The sequence below is a fragment of the Shewanella sp. GutCb genome (assembly GCF_002836135.1).
In the GTDB taxonomy this organism is placed as follows: domain Bacteria; phylum Pseudomonadota; class Gammaproteobacteria; order Enterobacterales; family Shewanellaceae; genus Shewanella.
Genome location: NZ_PJBL01000027.1, coordinates 49,483 through 70,924 on the forward strand (window position 1 = coordinate 49,483; position 21,442 = coordinate 70,924).

Annotated in this window: 15 protein-coding genes; 4 read left to right on the forward strand and 11 right to left on the reverse strand. The window is 44.4% G+C overall.

All coding sequences use genetic code 11. From position 1 onward, the window contains the following. The first annotated feature begins 257 nt into the window (after nucleotides 1-257). Nucleotides 258-929 (forward strand): helix-turn-helix transcriptional regulator, encoded by a 672-nt coding sequence (locus CXF86_RS16645; RefSeq protein WP_101092445.1) that lies wholly within the window; start codon nucleotides 258-260, stop codon nucleotides 927-929. Between the two features lie 54 nt (nucleotides 930-983). Here CXF86_RS16645 and CXF86_RS16650 read toward each other — a convergent pair whose 3' ends face one another. Both CXF86_RS16650 and CXF86_RS16655 read right to left on the reverse strand, forming a co-directional pair. Further along, nucleotides 984-2,495, reverse strand: a complete 1,512-nt coding sequence (locus CXF86_RS16650) for a curlin (RefSeq protein WP_101092444.1) — start codon at nucleotides 2,493-2,495, stop codon at nucleotides 984-986. 14 nt (nucleotides 2,496-2,509) lie between these two features. Further along, the gene (locus CXF86_RS16655; RefSeq protein WP_101092442.1) at nucleotides 2,510-2,935 is read right to left on the reverse strand and encodes a curlin; all 426 of its coding nucleotides are present in this window, start codon (nucleotides 2,933-2,935) and stop codon (nucleotides 2,510-2,512) included. 479 nt (nucleotides 2,936-3,414) lie between these two features. On the opposite strand from CXF86_RS16655, the gene CXF86_RS16660 reads away from it, so the two are divergent. Continuing rightward, nucleotides 3,415-5,928: a S8 family serine peptidase gene (locus CXF86_RS16660; RefSeq protein WP_102039563.1), complete on the forward strand. Its 2,514-nt coding sequence runs from the start codon at nucleotides 3,415-3,417 to the stop codon at nucleotides 5,926-5,928. Nucleotides 5,929-6,284: 356 nt separating this feature from the next. On the opposite strand, the gene CXF86_RS16665 is transcribed toward CXF86_RS16660, so the two are convergent. Beyond that, a complete protein-coding gene (locus CXF86_RS16665) occupies nucleotides 6,285-7,019 on the reverse strand; it encodes a substrate-binding periplasmic protein (protein WP_157822935.1) in 735 nt (244 codons plus the stop codon). Between the two features lie 542 nt (nucleotides 7,020-7,561). Between CXF86_RS16665 and CXF86_RS16670 the strand changes: the two genes are divergently transcribed. Continuing rightward, the gene (locus CXF86_RS16670; RefSeq protein WP_102039564.1) at nucleotides 7,562-7,981 is read left to right on the forward strand and encodes a hypothetical protein; all 420 of its coding nucleotides are present in this window, start codon (nucleotides 7,562-7,564) and stop codon (nucleotides 7,979-7,981) included. A gap of 42 nt (nucleotides 7,982-8,023) precedes the next feature. Here CXF86_RS16670 and CXF86_RS16675 read toward each other — a convergent pair whose 3' ends face one another. From CXF86_RS16675 to cutA, 8 genes are all read right to left on the reverse strand, one after another. Further along, nucleotides 8,024-9,055, reverse strand: coding sequence for an aldose epimerase family protein (locus tag CXF86_RS16675; RefSeq protein ID WP_102039565.1), 1,032 nt, complete (start codon nucleotides 9,053-9,055; stop codon nucleotides 8,024-8,026). Between the two features lie 126 nt (nucleotides 9,056-9,181). Beyond that, a complete protein-coding gene (gene galK / locus CXF86_RS16680) occupies nucleotides 9,182-10,339 on the reverse strand; it encodes a galactokinase (RefSeq protein WP_101092432.1) in 1,158 nt (385 codons plus the stop codon). 235 nt (nucleotides 10,340-10,574) lie between these two features. Further along, the gene (locus CXF86_RS16685; RefSeq protein WP_102039566.1) at nucleotides 10,575-11,606 is read right to left on the reverse strand and encodes a UDP-glucose--hexose-1-phosphate uridylyltransferase; all 1,032 of its coding nucleotides are present in this window, start codon (nucleotides 11,604-11,606) and stop codon (nucleotides 10,575-10,577) included. Nucleotides 11,607-11,672: 66 nt separating this feature from the next. Next, a complete protein-coding gene (locus CXF86_RS16690) occupies nucleotides 11,673-13,097 on the reverse strand; it encodes a solute:sodium symporter family transporter (RefSeq protein WP_101092428.1) in 1,425 nt (474 codons plus the stop codon). Between the two features lie 76 nt (nucleotides 13,098-13,173). Next, the gene (locus tag CXF86_RS16695) at nucleotides 13,174-16,314 is read right to left on the reverse strand and encodes a glycoside hydrolase family 2 TIM barrel-domain containing protein (RefSeq protein WP_102039605.1); all 3,141 of its coding nucleotides are present in this window, start codon (nucleotides 16,312-16,314) and stop codon (nucleotides 13,174-13,176) included. 197 nt (nucleotides 16,315-16,511) lie between these two features. Continuing rightward, nucleotides 16,512-18,146 carry a cation:proton antiporter family protein gene (locus CXF86_RS16700; protein WP_101092426.1) on the reverse strand — a complete coding sequence of 545 codons (1,635 nt, stop codon included), beginning with the start codon at nucleotides 18,144-18,146 and terminating at the stop codon, nucleotides 16,512-16,514. A gap of 230 nt (nucleotides 18,147-18,376) precedes the next feature. After that, nucleotides 18,377-20,188, reverse strand: a complete 1,812-nt coding sequence (locus tag CXF86_RS16705; protein WP_101092424.1) for a protein-disulfide reductase DsbD — start codon at nucleotides 20,186-20,188, stop codon at nucleotides 18,377-18,379. Continuing rightward, a complete protein-coding gene (cutA, locus tag CXF86_RS16710; RefSeq protein WP_101092422.1) occupies nucleotides 20,185-20,508 on the reverse strand; it encodes a divalent-cation tolerance protein CutA in 324 nt (107 codons plus the stop codon). The genes CXF86_RS16705 and cutA overlap by 4 nt, the downstream gene beginning before the upstream one ends. A gap of 329 nt (nucleotides 20,509-20,837) precedes the next feature. On the opposite strand from cutA, the gene CXF86_RS16715 reads away from it, so the two are divergent. Further along, nucleotides 20,838-21,440: an FxsA family protein gene (locus tag CXF86_RS16715; RefSeq protein WP_101092480.1), complete on the forward strand. Its 603-nt coding sequence runs from the start codon at nucleotides 20,838-20,840 to the stop codon at nucleotides 21,438-21,440. Nucleotides 21,441-21,442 lie beyond the last annotated feature (2 nt).

A 21,442-nucleotide genomic window follows, 5' to 3' on the forward strand; every position in this document is an offset into this window, starting at 1 on the left:
TTATTTTACCGCTATCTTTTGCGTTTTATGTCGTTAAACTATTGATATGAAGCAGTTTAGTCGTAAGTATGGTTTAGTTGTATTTGTATGGTGTTTTCAGTTGTAAGGGTCTTTTTATATAGCTATTAATACTGAATTGTTGTATTAATGTTAAATCCTCTTGGGTGACCTAGAGTATAAAGAGCATTCATTCATAAGGACAAGTATGGGTGGTTCATCTATAGCATTAGATGATTTCATTTCAGGGAGAGAGCTCAATGAGTAAAATAGATGAACTAGTCTTCATCCACCAAGTTGCCGCGCCTTGCCACTTGGCCATATTAGCGGATTCTATTGGTATTAAAACCAGGGTAATCAAAAAGCCTTCTGACCTAGTTGTTGCAAAAGACTGTAATCGCTTTTATATGGTAGCCCAAAAAGGTACGGCGTTAGATAGCAAAGGCATTCCAATCGTCGCTGCTCGACTAGTGTCGCAGTTCCCAATTGCATTGTATCAGGTAGAACGGGATTCTTTAGATCCTAAAGCAGCACTACTGCTAGGAATAAAAGGCCTTTTATATGCCGATCAAGGCATGGACCTGTTATTGACAGGGCTTAAAAAAATGGTCGCGAATGAGCTTTGGTATGAACGGGGTTTACTGAGTGAAATGTTTAGTCATTTGATGAAACGTTTAGATAGCAATAACGAGGTGGCTCAAGATCAAGATACAATAGCTATGCTACAAATGCTGACCAACCGAGAAAGAACCGTCATTCAGTTAGTGTCCAGTGGTGCACGAAACAAAGAAATTGCACATCAACTATGTATAAGTGAACACACAGTCAAAGCACATATATCTTCAATATTTAGAAAGACCCAGTCGCGTAATCGAGTTGAGTTATTGCGTTGGGCGCAAACCTATCAAAGCCAATTTGAGTTATGTTCTTAATATAACAAGTATAAAAAAAGGGAGCCTAAGCTCCCTTTTTAATGGATGAATAATTTAGTTTTGCATTACTGTCGCACTGTTAAAGTCACCAGTTTGGCTGACTGAAATCGCATTATTGGCACCGGTTTGAGAACCACTTACGAAGTTATCATTACCTACTTGTGCAATCGTTAGGCTATTGTTTACGCCATCAACTCGGAACGCTTCTTCAGATTCGCCACCGACCCAGTTGCCGTCGCCAGTTTGAGCTATTAACGCGCTATTTTCATCGCCAACAATAATCAAATCAATGAGGTTAATATCACCATCTTGAGTCATCTCAACGTCAGTATTGTCAAAACCGACCACTGTTACTAAGGCTTCGTTTTCGTTGCCATCTTGTTCGATATCGACTTCGTTACCAAAACCTGTCACGTCAGCATAACTGTAGTTGTCATCGCCTTCTTGTGAGATCTCAATTTGGTTGTCATCCAGAGTTGTAAAGGCAACAGCGGTGTTATTGTCACCATCGGAGATGATACTGATGTCGTTATCATCGCCATAGGCGGCGAATGTAGCAAAGTTAGTTTCGCCTTCTTGATCTAAAGAGATGTTATTTTCATCTCCTAGGATCTGAAATTCAGCTCCATTATTATTGCCATCTTGGTCTACACGCAAGACATTATCACTACCTTGAATTTCAGCAGTTAAGGAATCACCAATCGTGTTAGTGTTACCGTCTTGATTCACTTCAATGTCATTGTCATCACCAGCGGTAAAGGCAAAGTATGCCGTATTGCTATTACCAACTTGGTCAATCTCAATCTCATTTTCTGAACCAACCAGCGAATATACAAAACCTGTGTTGTTATCACCTTCTTGAGAGACTACAAAATTATTGTCGTCACCGGCCACACCTTTCACAGCCCCTAAGTTACCATTACCCTCTTGGTAGACTTCAACATCATTGTTATTACCAACGTTTGGCGTAATGTCTAACGACACTAAACCGGCAACGTTGTTATCGCCCATTTGAGTGATGTCACCATCGTTACCATTGCCTTCAACTCTAAAAACACCAAAGTTACTGCTACCCTCTTGGTTCACAACACTCGTGTTTTCATCACCTAAGAGCTCAACAACCGCCTCATTTTGAGCACCGTCTTGCATCACGTCGCTCGTGTTGCCGTTGCCAGTGATATCAGTGGTGCTTTCGTTAAAGAAGTCGAGCTGCATGACCGTTGCTTTGTTGTCGTTGCCATCAATATTAGTGGTACTTATATGCCAATCATCAGCCTGGTCGACGTCAACAGTGTTGCCGTTACCCTTGGAGTCAACATAAGCTTCTATCCAAACTCCATTCTGGATCACGATTGCAGATTGATTGTCACCTTGTTGGTTGACGTCTGCGATATGTAAGTCACCTGTTTGGATCACAGTGGCGTCTTGACCCACAACACTGCCAGCGGTAACGGTAGTTTGTGTAATTGTGGCCGTGTTTGATGTGTCGGCAAATGCATTACTGCTAAGGCTAAAACTTGCGGTAATCGCTAGTGCAATCATGGTTTTTTTTGTTTGCGATCTCATTAGATGCTCCCTGTTTAGTATTGAGTAATTGTGATTGCTGCGCCGTCTGCAATCTGTTCAATCGAAAAACTGGCACTTCCTAACTGATTAATCTGCACTAAATTATCATTACCAATTTGGGTGATGTTAGCTCGGTTATCAGCTCCAGCTTGTAAAAGTTCAACTTCATTATCTTGACCATACTGGATAATGTCAGCGTGGTTGTTGCTACCCATTTGGATTAAGTTTGCTCCATTACCAGCGCCTGATTGACTCAGATTTGCATGGTTTAGAACACCTAATTGAACGAGGTTAATAACATTTTCTCGGCCAGTACTTTCAAGCAGTGTTTGTAGTGTTATTGGTAGCTCGGTGCTTTGATTGTTGAGTTCAGTAGCGCTTGTCGGCACTGAGTGCAGCAATAGCGCAATGGTGAGTCCAATCGTTTTAAAAACTGACACTTAACGCCCCTTGGTATTGGTGTAAATAGGCAGTAGAAAACTTAATGTTTAAGTTACTAATCCTGCTTTACGGCTTGCTGGTAAGGGACTGTATATGACAGCTCTCGCCAGATAAGTGACTCAAGCTACAGTGCTGAATTTTTGCAGCAATCAGAAAAAGGTCTATTTATTCAACGTAAGCTACCGACATTGAAATTTGTTAATTTCGGTAATTTTCTGTTGAAAAATATAGTGTTTATTTAATTATTTTACGAATGCGGAAGAGATTACTAATGCCATGGGATTAGTAATTAAGTGTTAAAGGGTTGGGGGGCTCTTTTAAAAACAGAGTGGCTATGGCAACAATCCCTACGTTAACAATTTCCGGATATGCGCAAAGTGTTTTCAGCGGTCAGTATTTTATGTGGCTATGGATGGCACTCAGAGCATTTGCAGTACCGGTTCGGGGAAATTTAAAGGATTAATAGGAAGACTGTTATATGTTTAAGAAACTGACACCACTTGCTTCGGCAATCGCAGGCATTATTGCCGTATCATCGGCACCTGTTTATGCAAAGGGGCCTGCACAGCATGAAATAGTGAAAGACTCACTCATTGTTGTTTATAAAGATAACACTACGATGAGCGAACGTGCTTCAGCACAGCGATTAGTACGAGGCTCAGTTCGTGATATCAATGCCGATGGCGTAGACGATCGTTTTTCAAACTTACTTGGCGGAAAATTGGCTCGTCTCTCACTGCGCTCAGGCTCAGATGTTGCGAAAGCAATCAAAATGATTAGTCGCCATCCAGCGGTAAAGTATGCAGAACCAAACTATGTACTAAAAGCGATTGGCACGCCTGATGATCCTGATTTTGTTTCACTTTGGGGGCTTAATAATGCAGGGCAAGATGGCGGAACTACTGATGCCGATATTGATGCAGTAGAAGCTTGGGACATCACGACCGGTGATACCAATATTGTCGTGGGTGTTATTGATACGGGTGTTGATTATAACCACCCTGATTTACAAGCTAATATGTGGACTAACCCTAATGAAATAGCCGGTAATGGTATTGATGATGATGGTAATGGTGTTGTCGATGATATTCATGGTTTTAGTGCTGTTAACAACAGTGGTGATCCCATGGATGGTAACGGTCATGGTACTCACGTATCAGGTACTATCGGAGCGAAGGGTAACAACGGTGTTGGTGTTGTTGGTGTGAACTGGGATGTCAGCATTATAGGGTGTCAGTTCCTTGATGCTAGTGGCTCAGGTTCTACAGCAAATGCCATAGCATGTATCGACTATATGACAGATCTTAAGTTAAACCATGGGGTTGATATTAAAGCGACAAACAACTCGTGGGGAGGTGGTGGATTTAGCCAAGCAGTAAAAGACTCTATTGAAGCTGCCGGTGATGCAGGGATATTGTTCTTTGCTGCAGCGGGTAACGATGCTGTCGATAACGATGCTAGCCCGCATTATCCATCCAGCTATGATTCTGATGTTGTGATGTCAATTGCCAGTACTGATCGAAATGACAATATGTCAGGCTTTTCACAATGGGGTTTGACGAGTGTCGATATGGGAGCGCCTGGTTCCGCTATTTTATCTACAACACCAGGTAATACCTATTCGACTTATTCTGGTACTTCGATGGCTACCCCTCATATGACGGGAGCAGCGGCATTAGTTTGGTCTATTAATCCTGACCTGACCCCGTTAGAGATGAAGCAGCTACTAATGGATTCTGGCGATGTGAATGCAGGATTGACGGGGAAAACAGTTGCAGGAACACGATTAAACGTAGCAAATGCGCTTGATCTTGCCGACCCAGAACCAAGCTATCGCTTTAGTGTTTCTCCTACGGCACAAACTGTTGAAGCTGGCAGTGCTGCAAGCTTTGACTTTAGTGTGGGCAGTGTAGCAGGTTGGGATGGCACCGTTGCGTTGACTGTTGATGTGAGTCCGGCTTTGGCGGGAGTGTCACTTTCAAGCGACAGCGTAGTGACTGGTGATAGCTTTACCGTTGATATTGCCACGGCTGCTGATGCGTTATGGGGAGATTACACCATTACAGTATCGGGTGACGATGGCAGTACAGTGAAGAGTAAAGCTGTATCACTGACGGTATTACCACAAGGTATTCAGGACTTCACTTACGCAAATGATGAGTCAGTAGCCATTCCAGATAATGACCTTGCAGGTTTGGTGAGCACGATTGTTATTACTGATGATGTTCAAGTCTTTGGGGTGAATGCAGACGTTGATATTTCTCACTCTTGGATTGGTGATTTAGCCGTGACATTAACTTCACCAATGGGAACCGAAGCCGTGTTGCATAACCGTGAAGGTGGTAGTGCGGATGACATCGTTAAGAGCTGGGACTTAAGTGCTTTTAATGGAGAAATGGCGACAGGTACGTGGACATTAGCGGTTAATGATAACGTTGGATCCGATACTGGTACCTTAAATAGCTGGGGAATGGTGATCTCAGGTGTTGGTGATGCAGCGCCGCAGGCACCAGTGGCAGGCTTTAGTTATGCCATTGATGGTTTAGATGTCACCTTTGCAAACGCAAGCTCAGATATGAATGACGATATTGTCAGCTATAGCTGGGACTTTGGTGATGCTGGAACGTCAATAGAGATGAGCCCTGTTCATACCTATGATACAGCAGGTACTTACACTGTATCGATGACTGTTATAGATGCAGAAGGCAACAGTGATTCTGCGACCATGAGTGTCGAAGTGTTTGAGCATAGCATTACTGCTGGAGTGGCAAGAGCTAAGTTATCTCGTCGTGGCAGTGCATTAGTTGACTTAACATGGGGTGGCGCATCTGGTGAGTCAGTGGTGATTTATCGTGATGGCAATGCCATTGCGACAACTGCAAATGACGGTCGTTACCGCGATCGTTTCAGCGATGCTGCTGCATCAGTTGAGTACAAGGTTTGTGAAGCCAGCAGTAGCTTGTGTTCAGAACCTATCGTTGCGACTTTCTAACTAATTATTAGTTAACTTGTCTTTTGGCGGTCTCCGGGCCGCTTTTTTTATTGCTGTTAACTTTAGCGATGAGTGAGTCGTTATTTAAAATAAAGAACTCACCTCGAACAACTTCAGGTTTTTGTGTTGATATTTGCGAAACCCAGCATGCCTTCAATAACATCAGCGGCTATTACTCGCACTTGGTAGTGGTCAATGTGATAGCGAACATAACTTGCTTAACGGTAAAGCACCAGATGATGTGACCCACACTGAATTGATCCAATGCATGGGTGAAAAAGTCATTAAATTATAATTTTAATAGAAAAATAGGGTCTAACGGTTCGACTTTTTTATGAGCATATGGAGTTGCGAGGTTACCAAGGCTCGATATGGTATTTCTTCAAAATGGCCTGATATTGGCCAGACTGCTTGATATTTTCTATCCCTTCGGCAAACTTATGTTGGTAATTTTTTTCAAGATCTTTATGACTAAAGCCAACATAGAGAGACGTAGAATTCCCGTCACTACCAGCAAACTTAATATCCTCCGAGTAGCCAAATACTTGTGCAGTGTGTTCTACCACATAGCGGTTTCCCAGCAACACATCGACGCGATCTTTTATGAGCAGGTTTAAGTTGGTTTTGAATGGTGATTCACCAGAGGCATAAAAGCTGAGAGGACTTTGTTCTAGATATTGATTTAATTCGTCACCATAGTTATATCCTAAAATACTGGCGACCGCTTTGTCCTCAAGGTCGGTCAATGTTGAATATTGCCAGCTATTGGAAGCATGCACGTAAAAGTCATTGGTATTCTGGCCTAATACTATATTGGAAGTTTGTAATTTACAGCGTTTAATAGACTCTTGGTTGATTGCCAGCACGGCATGAATTTTATCCCTTTGCGCGAGTCGTAAGGCTCTTTTAAATGGAATAGTCTCAAACTTAGCCGTAACTCCCACCGTTAAAAATGCTTGCTGAGTGAGTTCGACAAAATAACCCGAATTGTTTGCACAGATATAGGGACACCAGATATCTGACGCGATAACAATCTGCTCTGCTTGGACTGGAAAGCTCAAACACAAAATGATTAATAATTTAAGCTTCAAAATAATATCTGTAGCACTTTTGTATGAGAAATTATTTTGCAGTTTAGCAAATAAAAGTTTAAGACGCTGGTAAATTAACGAGATCTAATTTACATCGTGCTAGATGCTCTGCTTGAGAGGGGTGTCAAGCGTTTCACACTGAGGTTGAATTTAGTGACAGGTTTCCCGCCTAACATCATTCTGTCATGTTATCAGAGCACTATGCTCTCCAGATTAACTTAAATGTATCACTTTTTAGTTTAAGTTAAGTTATTGATATAAAGGTGGTTTGTATTTTATATCGCATTATTACAATTTATTCTCTGATAAAAACTTGAATAACGACGGCTTTGAACTAAATTCGATAATAGCAATAAAAAGCATGAAATGTTTTTCAAATTATTGATGATAAACCTATAAGTTGTACTACTGAAATAGAGACAGTAAACGGCAAACATAAGGCTAACACCTCAGTGGTATGTCATTGAGTAAACTTAAGTAAATGAAAGCAATATTTACTTTATATTTTTTGGGTATGTGTTGATTCAAGGGCATTGGCATCGATGTATAATTCGTCAAAAAAACCAGTTTGGTACGGTGAACTGATCACCTCACGTGGTAATACCGTGGTCATTTATGACACACAATTCCCCGAGGCTCCGGCGGGTAGAGTCTACTTTTATAACACGACGCGTGACGCTATTATTGAGTATGAGGAAGGGATTGTTAAACCTCATTTGCATGAGCTATCGGCTGCGGCCTTGGCAACCGCGGAAGAACATTACGGAGCGGCGTGGAATGTTGCTCGAGAAGCATTTATGGAGAAGCATTCAGGCTGGGTAGAAGCGAATAATCCTAAGGCAAGCGTGACTAAAAAACCAAAACCTGAACCCATTATTGAGCCAGAAGCAGAGTTAGAGACAGAATCAACTAATGACGATGATTTTGATCGTGGTTGGTCAAATGATGATTTGGATGACTAACATCGTTAGTCTAACGAGAAACAGCGCTTTAGCGCTATTTTTTTAAGCTTCGTTATCAAACTGATAGCGGCTGATATGATGATAAATTTTGCCTGGTCTCGTTAAGCCGTCACCTGCTATTTCGGGTTGGTTAGGTGCATCCGGTATTTGTTGAGGTTCTAAACATACGGCTTGATATTGCGATAACCGCTGTTGGTTTTTTCCTATCGTACCCTGCAAAAAGTTAGCGCCGTAGACCTGAACACTCGGTTGGTTAGTGTAGAGCGTCATACCACGGCCACTTATTACCGAACTCAAACGACCAAATCTTTGCAGTTGTGGTTCGGTTTGGGGTAATAAGTAACAATGATCAATCCCTGATGTGGCAGTAAACTCTTCTGCACCTATAAACGACTGTAACTGTGTGGCTTGATGCAGATCGAGGGCACTATTGACGGTTTCACAAATTTGAGTGGGTACACCAACATCGTTCATCGCCAGATACTGGTTTGAGTCTACTTGCAGAGCGTGTTGTAAACTGCTGTTGCTACCGTCTAAGTTAAAGTAACTATGCTGCGTGAGGCTTATTGGACAGGTTTTGTCGGTACTTGCCAGCATCTCTATGTAAAGGTTCTTTCCCACAAGGCGATAGTCTAATTGAACAGTGCACTTGCCGGGAAAACCCATGTCGCCATCGGGGCTCACCAAGCTTAAGCGAACCCCATCTGGCAGTTGACCTAAATGCCAGTGCTTACGATTAAACCCCTCTTTACCGCCATGTAGACAATTGCTGGCTTGATTGATATCAAGTTGATATTGCTGACCATCTGCTGAGAATTTACCGTGGGCAATGCGGTTGGCATAACGGCCAGCAATAGCGCCTAGATGTGCATCTTGGGCTAAATAGTCACTGACCGAGTCACAACCTAAAACGATATTGCCACGCTCGCCATCTCGGTCTGGGGTCCACAATGATCGAATGATCCCGCCTAAGCTCAGAACCTCTAACGCGAGGATGCCGTTGTCAATGATAATCCGTTCAACTTGGTCACCGCGAGGATCGTTCCAAGGGGCTAGAGGGCGAAAGCGTACCATGGTTTATCCTTGTTAAAAGCGAAGTATTACAGCGTGCTATGTTGCGGTTAATATGTTGATTTAGCGAGATGAATACGTATTCATCTCGCCAGCTGTTAGTGCCTGATTACTGTGCTTATTGTCGAGCTAGTTATCGAGCCGTTTGGCACCATCCGATGCGGAACATAAGTAGATAGTGGCTTCTATGCCTGTTTTTTCCAAATATTGTTGTTCAACGATTTCGACGACAGCATCGGTCAATTCATGATCGACTAAGGCGACGACACAGCCACCAAAACCGCCGCCAGTCATCCGTACCCCCCCTCTTTCGGCGATGACACTCGATACTATCTCAACCAGAAAATCAATTTCAGGTACGGTGATTTCAAAATCATCACGCATAGAGATATGTGACTCGGCCATTAATGTGCTTAGCTGCGAAATGTTGCCCGACTCCAGTGCCCATGCGGCATTTTGAGTACGACGGTTCTCGGTAATGACATGTTTAGCACGTCGATAATGTACATCACTGAGCTGGTCTTTTGCCGCTTCAAGGTCGGCGAGTTCAAGGTGACGCAGCGAGTCTAGTTGGAAGTGCTCAGCAACTTGTTCACATTGTTCGCGGCGCAGGTTGTATTCAGACTCAACCAGACCCCGTTTAACATTAGAGTTGATAATAATCAGGCTTAAGTTTTCGGGGATACTGACAGCCTCGCTATCGAGATCAAGGCAGTCTATTAATAATGCGTGATCTTGCTGACCCAGCGCACTGATCATTTGATCCATAATACCGCATGCACAACCCACGTAGTGATTTTCACCGCGCTGAGCCAGTTGGGCAATCGCCAGAGGTGACAGTTGTATTTGGTTTACATCATTAATCGCTGTCCCAAAAGCAATCTCTAGCGCGGCAGAAGAGGAGAGGCCTGCACCGAGAGGCACGTTACTGACTATCGCTAAGTCCATACCTTTGGTTGCGAGGCCTGATATCGCCATAGCCGAGCTAAAGCCTTTAAGGTAATCAGCCCATTCTGGTGACTCTGGTTTGTTACCTTCTTCACCGAAGGTCCATTCTTTCATCTCGCCAGGAAAGGCATCAGAAACTGCGCGAAACTGGCTGTCTTCACGACGCTTTATGGCAATGATGGTGTGAAAGTTTATCGCTGCTGGCAACACAAAACCGTCATTGTAGTCGGTATGTTCGCCTATTAAATTGACTCTTCCGGGAGCAAAATAGAGCGTATCAGCTAGGGTGCCGAATGTTTGTACAAAAAGTTTATTGGCTCGTTGAGCTGGATTGGACATGGTTTACTTTTCCGAAAGTTGTCATTCTGTTGAAAGCGATATCTGCTTTAGCTTATTAATAATCGTTTAATGTTTAACAAGCGGTTTGTACCTAACTGTTTAGTGGCGGCGTAAAGTCGTTTGCTAATGAAAGTGAATAAACCGTTTACTGGGTTACTCTGTCCGTGAGCTGTAATGTTTATTTACACTTCATCAGCTTTATATCACGACTTTACCTGATATGTAACTGAGTTTTTTATTGATTTTCATAGTGAACTTCAGACTGAGCTCGTAGTAGGCTTGCGGCTTGTTCAGCTGTTAAGTCTCGCTGGCTTTCAGCTAGCATCTCGTAACCCACCATAAATTTCTTTACATCGGCACTGCGCAGTAGAGGGGGATACACATGCCCATGCAATTGCCACTCCAGGTGAGGTTGCTGGTCAAACGGGGCTCCATGCCAGCCCATAGAATAGGGGAAACTGGTGTTAAACAAGTTGTCGTATCGTGTCATTAATGACTTGATTATGGTCGCTAATGAAACTTGCTGGCTGGTCGTAAGTTTGTCTAAGTGAGCGACTTCAAAGCGCGGTAAAATCAGGGTTTCAAATGGCCAAGTCGCCCACCAAGGCACCACCACTAGCCAGTCATCATTGTTTATGACGACTCGCTCGGTGTTGGCTATTTCTTTACTGGCATAGTCAAACAACATTTTGCGTTGATGACGTTGATAATATGCCAATTGTGTACGGGTCTCGGTTACAGCCTCATTAGGCAACTCGCTGACGGCCCATATTTGGCCGTGGGGATGTGGGTTGGAGCACCCCATTGCCGCCCCTTTGTTTTCGAACACTTGCACCCAAGGATAGTGTTTACCTAGCTCGCTGACTTCTTTGGCGAGGCATTCGAATACAGCGCTAAGTTGTGCAATAGAAAGCTTAGGTAGGGTGTGGCTATGATCGGCAGAGAAGCAGATAACCCGGCTGGTGCCAGTAACAGATTGCAACGCAAAAAGTGGATCATCTTGCTGTGCGGGCGGCGTGTCTGATGTGAGTGCCGGGAAATCGTTAGCAAATACAAACGGTGAACTATATTCTGGATTTCGCTCGCCACTCATTCTTTTGTTGCCAGGGCAAAGGTAACATTCAGCATTGTATTTGCTGGTGGTCGTTACCCTTGTTGACTCCCTTTGCCCTTGCCAAGGACGTTTTGCTCGATGTGGGGAAACCAACACCCACTGCTCGGTTAGCGGGTTAAAACGTCTGTGGGGGTGGTCATCACGATCAAACATCTCACTAATCCTTTATATTATGTGTTTAATAGGGCTGTAATGCACAGACCCTGCGATTCTTTTTGGCTATGAGTTAGCCGTCAGCGGAGTGATGTCTGCTTGCGCTGAGAACACAAATCGACTTAAAAACAGTGTCATTGAAATAGTGGCAACGAGAGTGATGGCCATCATGTGGATAAAGTGGAATGGGCTCCAAATAAAGGTAAACACTGCATAAACTAATACCCCAAATACTAAACCGACTTTAATCGCCTTGGCACTGACATTCTTAAACACCAGCGCACAAATAAATGCTGCCAACACTGGCATGGAGTACAAGCCATTAAGCTGTTGCAGCAAAGAGATAATGCTCTTCGATTCTGCAAATACAGGCACCAATGCCACCGATATTAGGGTAAAGACGAGAGCAACCCGAGTCCCAATCTTTTTCACATTAGCGTTTGGGTTGATATAATTTTGGTGGATGTCACAGGTATACAATGCGGCTGCTGAGTTCAAACATGAATTGAATGAACTCAATACCGCACCTGCCATTACGGCGGCAAATGCGCCAGACATCCAACTTGGTAGTATATCGCCGACTAATCTACCGTAGGCCACATCACCTATGTCTCCGTATAGTTTGTAAGCCACAATGCCGGGTAACACGACGATAATTGGAATGATCAGTTTCATCACTACTGCGGCATAGAGGCCTTTTTGTGCTTCTTCGACAGACTTTGCCGCTAACGCTCGTTGGGTGATCACCATATTGGTGCCCCAGTAGAATATTTGAATGAAGATCATGCCGGTCAGCAAGGTGTGCCATGGAATATCAGATTGGTCATCACCGATCAGTGTCAGTCGCTCAATGGGCACACCAGAGAGATCCCAGTTGACGGCGTTTAATGCTAGATAAGACACCACAATGCCCATGAGTATCAAGCCAATGCCATTTAAACTATCGGATATCGCAATCGCGCGTAGTCCGCCGAAAATGGCATAGATGGCACCCACAATGGCAAAAATAATGGCTAGAGCGATGACTGAAATGGATAAACCAAACATTGACTTCATAAACAGTGAGCCGGTATAAAGCACTACAGGAAGCAAGATAAAGGCATAGCCAAGCATAAACAGCACTGAGACCATTGCGCGGATCCCTTTGTCATTGTATTTACGCTCAAGTAACTCAGTTGTAGTGGTGCAATTGTACTTGTAGTAGATGGGGATCAGCCACTTAGCGAGAATGATTAAGCCAATTGCTGCGGAGATTTCCCACCAGGCAATCAATAGGGTTTGGGCGCCATTCATGCCCACAATCTGCTCGGCACTGATATTGGTCATCATGAGTGAACCTGCAACGACAAACCAGCTTAAGCCGCCGCCAGCAAGAAAGTAGTCTTTGCTGTCGCTGCTGTCTCGCACTATTTTACGGCACTTCAGATAAGTGATTAGGCCGACTAATGCTGTTAACCCCAAAAATATGACCAGCTGAATAACTTGTTCCATGTCTATCCTTTATTATCAATATCTTCCCCCTAGGTCCAATTAACAACTGACTTTAGGTTCGAATTATTCCCTGTGATTAAGGTTTTGTTCTTGCTTGGTGTTGAATGTCACTGTTAGCAGCCACAGGCTCAATACTAAAATTGAACTGCATCGGCTGGGCTTTAATGCGATAAGGCTGATGGACTTGCCTGCCCCATGATGTGTCCCCACCTACGCCCATCTGCTTATAATCAATATTCCAAGTGACAAAATCCCGAATAGGGATCTCTGCGCCATGGTTAGTGGTTACGGGCACCAGTCCTGACGCTGAACCTGAGGCATCGCCTTGTCTAAAGTCGATATCCGCTTGGGCAAAAGGCCACAGACTGGTTTGTAATGTCTCGCTTGCGTGTCCTGCTTTTGCCAGCAAGCCATTACCGTTAGCATCTGTTACCGCCACATAGCGTACGTCGGTTCTTTGGCCTGTTTCTTGTGGTCTAGAGTAACGGTGAAAGGCTTTATCAATAGACAGTGCAAACCAGCTGATAGGGTTACCTGATTTTCTATCAGCATAGGTCTCTTCAGGACCACGCCCAAAGTAATGCATAAAGCGCTGACTGAAAGGCAGCTGTGTTTGAAAGCCAAAGCGCGGTAGATCGGCAAGTTCAATATCGCCTGGAATGAATTTGCTCTGTACTAGCAACTGCTTATCAGTGCTAATTTGGTAGCGACTGCTAAGCGTAAAATCGAGCGTAGCGTGGTGCTGAATAACCTCAATGCTGTATGGGTCACTGCGCTTAATCGAAATCAGCGTCAGCTCCTGAGCGGCATCTTGCCATGCACCAGCCCACTTAGGCATTTGGTTACCTAAGTCGTTGTCAGTAGGCGCGCGCCAAAAGTTAGCCATTAATGGGGCCGTTAATTGCGATTGGCTATTTTGCTTAATATCGGCGAGCCAACCGGTTTTTTTGGAGATTAAATAGCGTGTCTCATTGCCGCCTAATTGCCAAAATTGGTCATGTTCAGTGATGACCTTAGCTAATTTTTGCGGCTTAGCGGTTGCTTGTTGCAGTGGAAATTGGGCAAAAGCGATGCGATGGTCGGTGGGCAGCATGGGTTGTGGCTTATCGACGAGTACCTCTAATAACACAAGGTATTCATGCTGTTTATTGAAGCGCGAGCGCCCAATGGGCAAAGTGATGAGTTTAGATTGCCCCGCTTCAACCATAGGCACCGCCATTACGCCGCTGCTAAACTCACTACCATCTTGCTCAACAGTCCATTTTAAACGCAGCCCTTGAGTGTCTATAAAGTCATAGCGATTTTCGAGCTCAAAGCTCATTGTCTTCGTCGCGGCTACAAATTGATTGAAACGCAGTGGTTGGTACACCTTTTTGACTTCACTGAGGTGCGGGTGTGGGTTGCGATCTGGATCAACCAAACCATTATTGAGAAAATTACCATCGGTTGGCATATCAGGATGATAATCTTTGCCGTAAGCCCAATAACGCTGGCCGTTTTTGTTGCTAAAGGCCAAAGACTGATCAACCCAGTCCCAAATAAAGCCGCCTTGTAGCTGTGGGTAGCGTTCAATTACATCCCAATAGTCTTGTAGGTTACCCACCGAATTACCCATAGCATGGGCATATTCGATCATGATCAGCGGGCGATCTGTATGTTCCTTGGCATATTTTGTCAGTCGTTCAATGGACGGATACATAGGGGCGACAATATCGGTATAGGCATGTTGTCCCGCAGGTTCATATTGCACTGGGCGGCTTGGATCGCGCAGCTTTACCCAATCGTATAATGCTTCGAATAATGTGCCTTCACCCGCTTCGTTACCCAAAGACCAGATGATAATCGAAGGGTGATTTTTATCTCGCTCGACCATACGCTCTACCCGTGCTTTATGGGCGGGCAACCAGCTCATGGTATTGCCTAGCTGTGTATTTTCATTAATCGCCAGTGGGTGAGATTCGATATTGGCTTCATCAATGACATACAGCCCATATTTGTCGGTTAAGCTGAGCCAATAAGGGTCGTTAGGATAGTGGCTGGAGCGCACAGCATTAATATTATTTTGCTTCATTAAGCGAATGTCAGTTTCCATGCTGGCACGGCTGACAACATGGCCATGGTCTGGGTCAGTTTCGTGTCTATCGACACCGCGGATGGTAATGGCTTTATTGTTAACTAACAGCTGACCCGCTTTTATTTCGATGCGGCGAAAGCCTACTTTTTGACTGCTTGCTTGTAGGAGCTTACCGTCAGCCGCTTTAAGGCTCAGAAGTAGTTGATAGAGTGCCGGTGTTTCAGCGCTCCAAAGGTTGGGCTGCTGAACCTTGAAATCAATGATTTGGTTATGATGTTCATTAAATGCTGAGACAGCTTGCTCGCCTTGTTTGATGCTAATGCCTTGCGGAGAAATCAGTTGATAGTGAAGGCTGAGCTGCTGCGTCTCTATGGCCGCTTTTGCATGGTTATTAAGTTTAATGTTAATGGCCATATTGGCGTTAGAGAGATCTTGGCTGAGTGTGTAGCCGGCATCAATATCAGCGATACGTTGTTTCTCGGTGGCGTACAGATAGACATCTCGTTCAATGCCACTGACCCGCAACATGTCTTGGCTTTCAAGGTAGCTGGCATCGCTCCAGCGTATTATTTGCAGCGCGATGAGGTTGTCACCTTGCTGAAGGTAGGGCGTAAGATCAAATTCAGCTGGGGTTTTAGCGCCTTGGCTATACCCGACTTCAACGCCATTGATATGCGCACTCAATGCAGAGCGTGCGGCACCAATATGCAAGAATACCTGTTTGTGCTGCCACGCCTTAGGCAGCTCAAAATGACGTCGATAGCTGCCTGTCGGGTTATGATCTTCGGGGGCATCTGGCCAAGTGGTGGTAAAAGGGTAACGCTCATCTAAGTAGATGGCGTGACCAAAGCCTTGAGTTTCCCAATTACCCGGCACCAGAATGCTTTGCCAATCATCTAGGTTAGCGTCTTTTTGTGCAAAATCCACAGGGGTAGAGAAGGGGTTCTTGGCGTAATGAAATTGCCAACGGCCATTAAGGTCGAGGAAGTTGCCACTGGCTTTGTAATCATCATCGAGCGCTTTTGAGAACGATGAGTAAGCAAAAAAACTGGCGTGGGGAGCTTGTTTGTTTTGTTCGAAAATAAGGTGGTCTTGCCATCGCTCAGCTTGAGCTTGTGAGAATTGGCTCACTAGGCTTAGCATAATTAACCCAATCAACTTAGCGTAAAAATATTGCGTGCTTGGCTGACAAGTTAAGGCTATGAACGGTTGATTGTTATTTTTGGTTAGCATCGTATGTTATTTGGCATTATTTTTATTGTGCCAAACAACATACGTGATAGTAAGAATAATGTATACAATATATCTAGGTGTATACTTTATCAGCCTGTAAAGGTGAGTTAACGGTCACTTCGAGGGTGATTCACAGCTTCGGGGTGATCAGGTACAGCGCCTTGAGGGCTGAGTAACTCTTTGACCACATGATCAACAAAACCCGCACCCGCCGCTTCGTATAGGTTATAAACACTGTGCACACCTGATTCACTCAGGGCATCAGCATCTTCTTTATACTGCACGATAGCACTCAGTTTACCTTGGTAATCTAGGCGCTTAAGCTGCTCAACTGCAAATAGGTTACCTACGTGATGCGGCATTGCCAGTAACACTAATTCTAGATTAGGGGCTTTATCCAGTTTCTCCCAAAAGTCGGTATCAGAGGCATCCCCTTGAACCACATTACGCCCTTGTTTATGGTGAAAGTCGACCAACTCTTGCTTGTGTTCAACGCCAAGGATTTCCCCTTCATATTGCACTCTTAACTCGTCATATGCACCCGAACCAATTCGGCCCATACCCAGAATAAGAAACCTTGGATTACCTACAAGGATAGGGCGGTCTTCTGGATGTAACGGGTGTTTCTCTAGTCGTTGTAATCGACGTTGGTATTTTTGATAAAGTCGATTAGCAGCAATATTTAGCGGTGCAGAAAACAAAAAGCTAAAACTTAACGCGACGGCTAAAATGACCATCCATTGCGATGGTAACCAGCCTTTTGAGGTGGCGACAGCAGCAACAATTAAGCCAAACTCACTGTAATTACCTAGGCTAAAGGACGTTAGCAGCGAGGTACGTGAACGCAATTTAAAGTGCGTTAACAGATAGAGGAATAACATGATTTTTATCGGTACCACGAGTACCAATATCGCCGCTAAGCCGATATCTGAGAAGGAGGGGAGACCATTGAGACCCACGGTAAGGAAAAAGGCGACTAAGAAGAGCTCTTTAAAGTAAAACAGTGACTTTGCCAGCTCTGATGACTTTGGGTGTCCCGCCAATAGAATACCAATGACCAGCGCGCCGAGATCCGGCTTTAGGCCGACTATTTCAAATAACCATGCGCCCATCACTAACGCCATGACTAAGCCGAAAAGGACCAGCAGCTCACCGTGTCCAACGCGGTCAAATAACTTGTAAATTAGTGGTTTTGCTAAGGGAAGTAACAACAACCCTAGCGCCCAATATGAGGGGATATCCCCTTTAGAAATCGTCAAAAAAGCGACGGCAAAGATATCTTGCATAATCAAGATACCAATCGCAACGCGTCCATAAAGGGATTCCATATCACCTTTATCTTCTAAGATTTTTACTGCAAGAATAGTACTCGAAAAACTCAAGGCAAATGCTAACAACCCGAGCTGGTTTAGTTCAAGCCCGGTCAGTTGCTCTAAGCCGAGTAAGCCTAATAGCTTCAACAGTGGAATGAAAAACAGCATGGAGCCAAGCAGATGCAGGCTGGAGCCTGCCCAAACTTCTACTTTAAATAAACTGCGAATATCCAGTTTAAGGCCAATGGCAAACAAAAGTAGGGTGACGCCCAAGTTAGCCAATTGTTCTAACATGGGTAGGCTGGATTCTTCAATCCCAAACAGAAACAACACAAATCCCGCTACTAAATAGCCGATCAATGGGGGCAGCCCCACACGGCTAACTAACATGCCGCAGGCTAAGGTGATAATGAGTATAGCGGGTTCCATGGTGCTCCTTGCAAAGCTTATATTGATGCACCATTGTACTAGAAGTTTATGAAGTTGAACTGAAAATTAGTAAATATTTATAGTTTGTTATCGGCTGAAGGTAGATGTTGGGCAGCTGCTATAAATTAACAAGCAAGTCAAAAAAGAGATGCAAATTATGGATATAAAAAAGCCTCTGCCAAATGCCCAAATGAAAGGGTAATTTAGTACAGAGGCCTAATTTTGTGTTGTTACTTCACCAGATGATCAAGGTGTTCGGCAAATGCTTTAGGACGCATAAAACCGGTCACTCTTAAGTCATCTCTTATGGCGCCGCTTTCATCAAACATGAGCAGTGTTGGTAAGCCTAAAACGTCGTAATACTCTAGTAGAGCAACATCGATATCATCGCTTTTAGTGACGTCAGCTTGTAGCAGTACCATCTTGTCCATACGTGCCATTACCGCTTCATCTTTGAAGGTGATGGCTTCAAACTCTTTACAAGCAACACACCAGTCAGCGTAGAGATCTAACATCACTGTTTTACCTTGTGCTGAAGCTGCTGCAATCTCACTGTCGAGATCTTCAAGCGACTTAATACGCTTAAATGTATGGCTTTGCTGCGCTGAAGTTAGGTTAGCGTTGGCATGAGACGTAAAGCCAAAATGATTCATAACAGCTTGCATACCATAGGAGAAACTCCCAAGGAAAATAAGCAACAGTAGTATTGCTCGGGTGGTTTGTTTCCAGCTAAATTCCGTTAGCTTATTTTGATGCATTAGGTAACCGACAAAAACAACGCCCCAAAGTGACCATAAGACATCGGAGATAAAGCCTGGCCAAATTCGCCCTAGCATGACGATAGAGACCGCAATCAGTAGGAAACCAAAAATGGTCTTGATGATATCCATCCAGCGCCCGGCTCTTGGTAGAATTTTTCCGCCAGAGGTACCGATAATAAGCAGCGGTATTCCCATGCCCATACTCAACACATATAGCGCTAAGAAGCCTTGCAGTAGATCGCCAGTTTGTGCCACATAAATGAGTGCACCAGATAAGGGAGCCGTAGTACAAGGCGAGGCGACTAATCCTGAGATAACGCCCATCAAGAACACGCCAATGACGTTGCCGCCTTTTTGGCTGTTCGATATTGAATTCATCTTCTCTTGCCACTTCGATGGCAGTTTAAGATCGTACAAGCCAAACATTGATAAGCTTAAAACGAAGAATAATATCGCCAGCACAATCAGTACAGCCGGGTGCTGCAACGCCGCTTGATATTTCATGCCAGCGGAGGCAACAACAAGTCCTACTAACGAGTAGGTGATTGCCATACCTTGGACATAAACCATCGACAAGCCAAAGGCTTTAGCGGTAGAGAGCTTTTCTCCTTGGCCGACAATGATGCCTGACAAAATGGGATACATCGGGAACACACACGGCGTTAATGCCAGTCCAATGCCCAAACCAAAGAAGATCACCAAGGTCCAAATAAGGCTATCGCCTGCAAGCATTTGGTTTAAGCTATCTTGTTGTGTAATTGGGACAACGTCGGTATCGCTAGCGGCAGTGGCCTCGCTACCGGGTATATCGAGTATGCCGTCATTGGCGCTAACTTCGGTTAGCACTGCGGTGCGTTTGGTCGGTGGGAAGCAGAGCTTACCTTCGGCGCAACCCATAAAGGTGACGTTGAGTGTGTCTCCCGCCGCCGCTTCTTTTATTGCAACCGGCATTTCGACATAAGAGTAATAAACTTCTTGCTCGCCAAAGTACTCGTCGTTGTGAGACTTACCTTTAGGCAGCGCTATTTCGCCCAGTACTGCGCCATCAGCTTCAAACTTGAGTTTGTCGCGGTACATGTAGTAGCCGTCGGCAATAACCCAGCTGATTTTGACCTTATTGCCTTCTTGTTGAAAGTCGAAAACAAATGCTTGATCGACAGGCATCAGTTCAGGTTCGCCCTTTAAAAAGGAGAATTTATTGGTATTGAAAATGTTTTCGGCATGCGCTAACGGGCTAAGCAGTAGCAGGGAGGCTAAAAACAGAGTAATGATTTTTTTCATGGCTGTGTGGTTTCTTTTATCCAATCAAAATAGGCTGGCAATCCCTGTGTTACAGGTACTGCTATTAGCTCGGGAACATCGTAGGGATGCAGTTCCAATACTGCAGTTTCAATCGCTGCGTAGTGCTTGGCGAGACACTTAATCTGTAAACAGAACTCTTTTTCTTCACAAATCTCACCTTGCCATTCATATACGGATGTCATCAAGGATGAGATCTGTACACATGCAGCAAGTTTGCCCTGTACTAGCGTGTGAGCTAAAGATTTAGCCAACGCTTCGTCTGGGCTGGTGGTCATTACCAGTAAGAATTCATTGTCCATTAAACACATCTTTCCTGTTGATGGCTTGCTCAATGTGCACTGCACAGATTAAACCTGCTTTAAGGTTATTGAGGTAAGCTTGTTGCTGCGATTACCACTAACGGTACTTTACGTGTTTTGCCTAAAGCATGCATTAAGGCATTGCTAAAATAGTGATACCAGTAGTTTTTGCTTACAAATGCTTAGGCATTTCAGCTTAAACACTAGCGATTCACCCGTTTATTGTCATAATTCAACCCTGTATTAGGCGAGAGTTGGCTATGCGACTTGAAAATAGACCGACTAACCCCAATTTAGTTTTCATCACCACAAAAAAATGTGAGGTCAGTGTGTTTTTTATTTTGTTAATAATTTTTGTTTTAGTGCCTGTAATGGAGCTATCTGTACTGATCCGAGTGGGTGAAGCCTTCGGCAGTTGGACCACCGTGGGATTGGTTATTTTTACCGCCGTGGTCGGCGTGTCGTTAGTGCGAAGTCAAGGTATTAGCACCTTGATGCAAGTACAACAAAAGATGGCTCGTGGCGAAGCGCCAGGGCAGGAAATTGTTGAGGGCATGATGTTAGCGGTCGCAGGTCTACTGTTGCTTATTCCCGGTTTTGTCACCGATTTTCTGGGCTTGATTTTGTTAACCCCCTTTACTCGAATTCCTGTCGCGGGTTATTTCTACAAGCGAATGCAGCTTAAAGTTAAAGCCAATGGCGGCTTTCAGGCGGGTTTTGGTCCAGGCGCTGGCATGGGCGGCCAAGGTAATCCATTTGGTCAGCAAGGTGGTCAATCACCCTTTGATGATAACAACACTTTTGATGGTGACTTTGAACGCAAAGTGGATCCTAGTGATAAACGTCCTGAAACCCACCAAGTTGAAAGCGATTTTGATGAGGACGACAACAAACATCCAGCTGATAAACCAGAACCTAAATCTAAACCATAGCG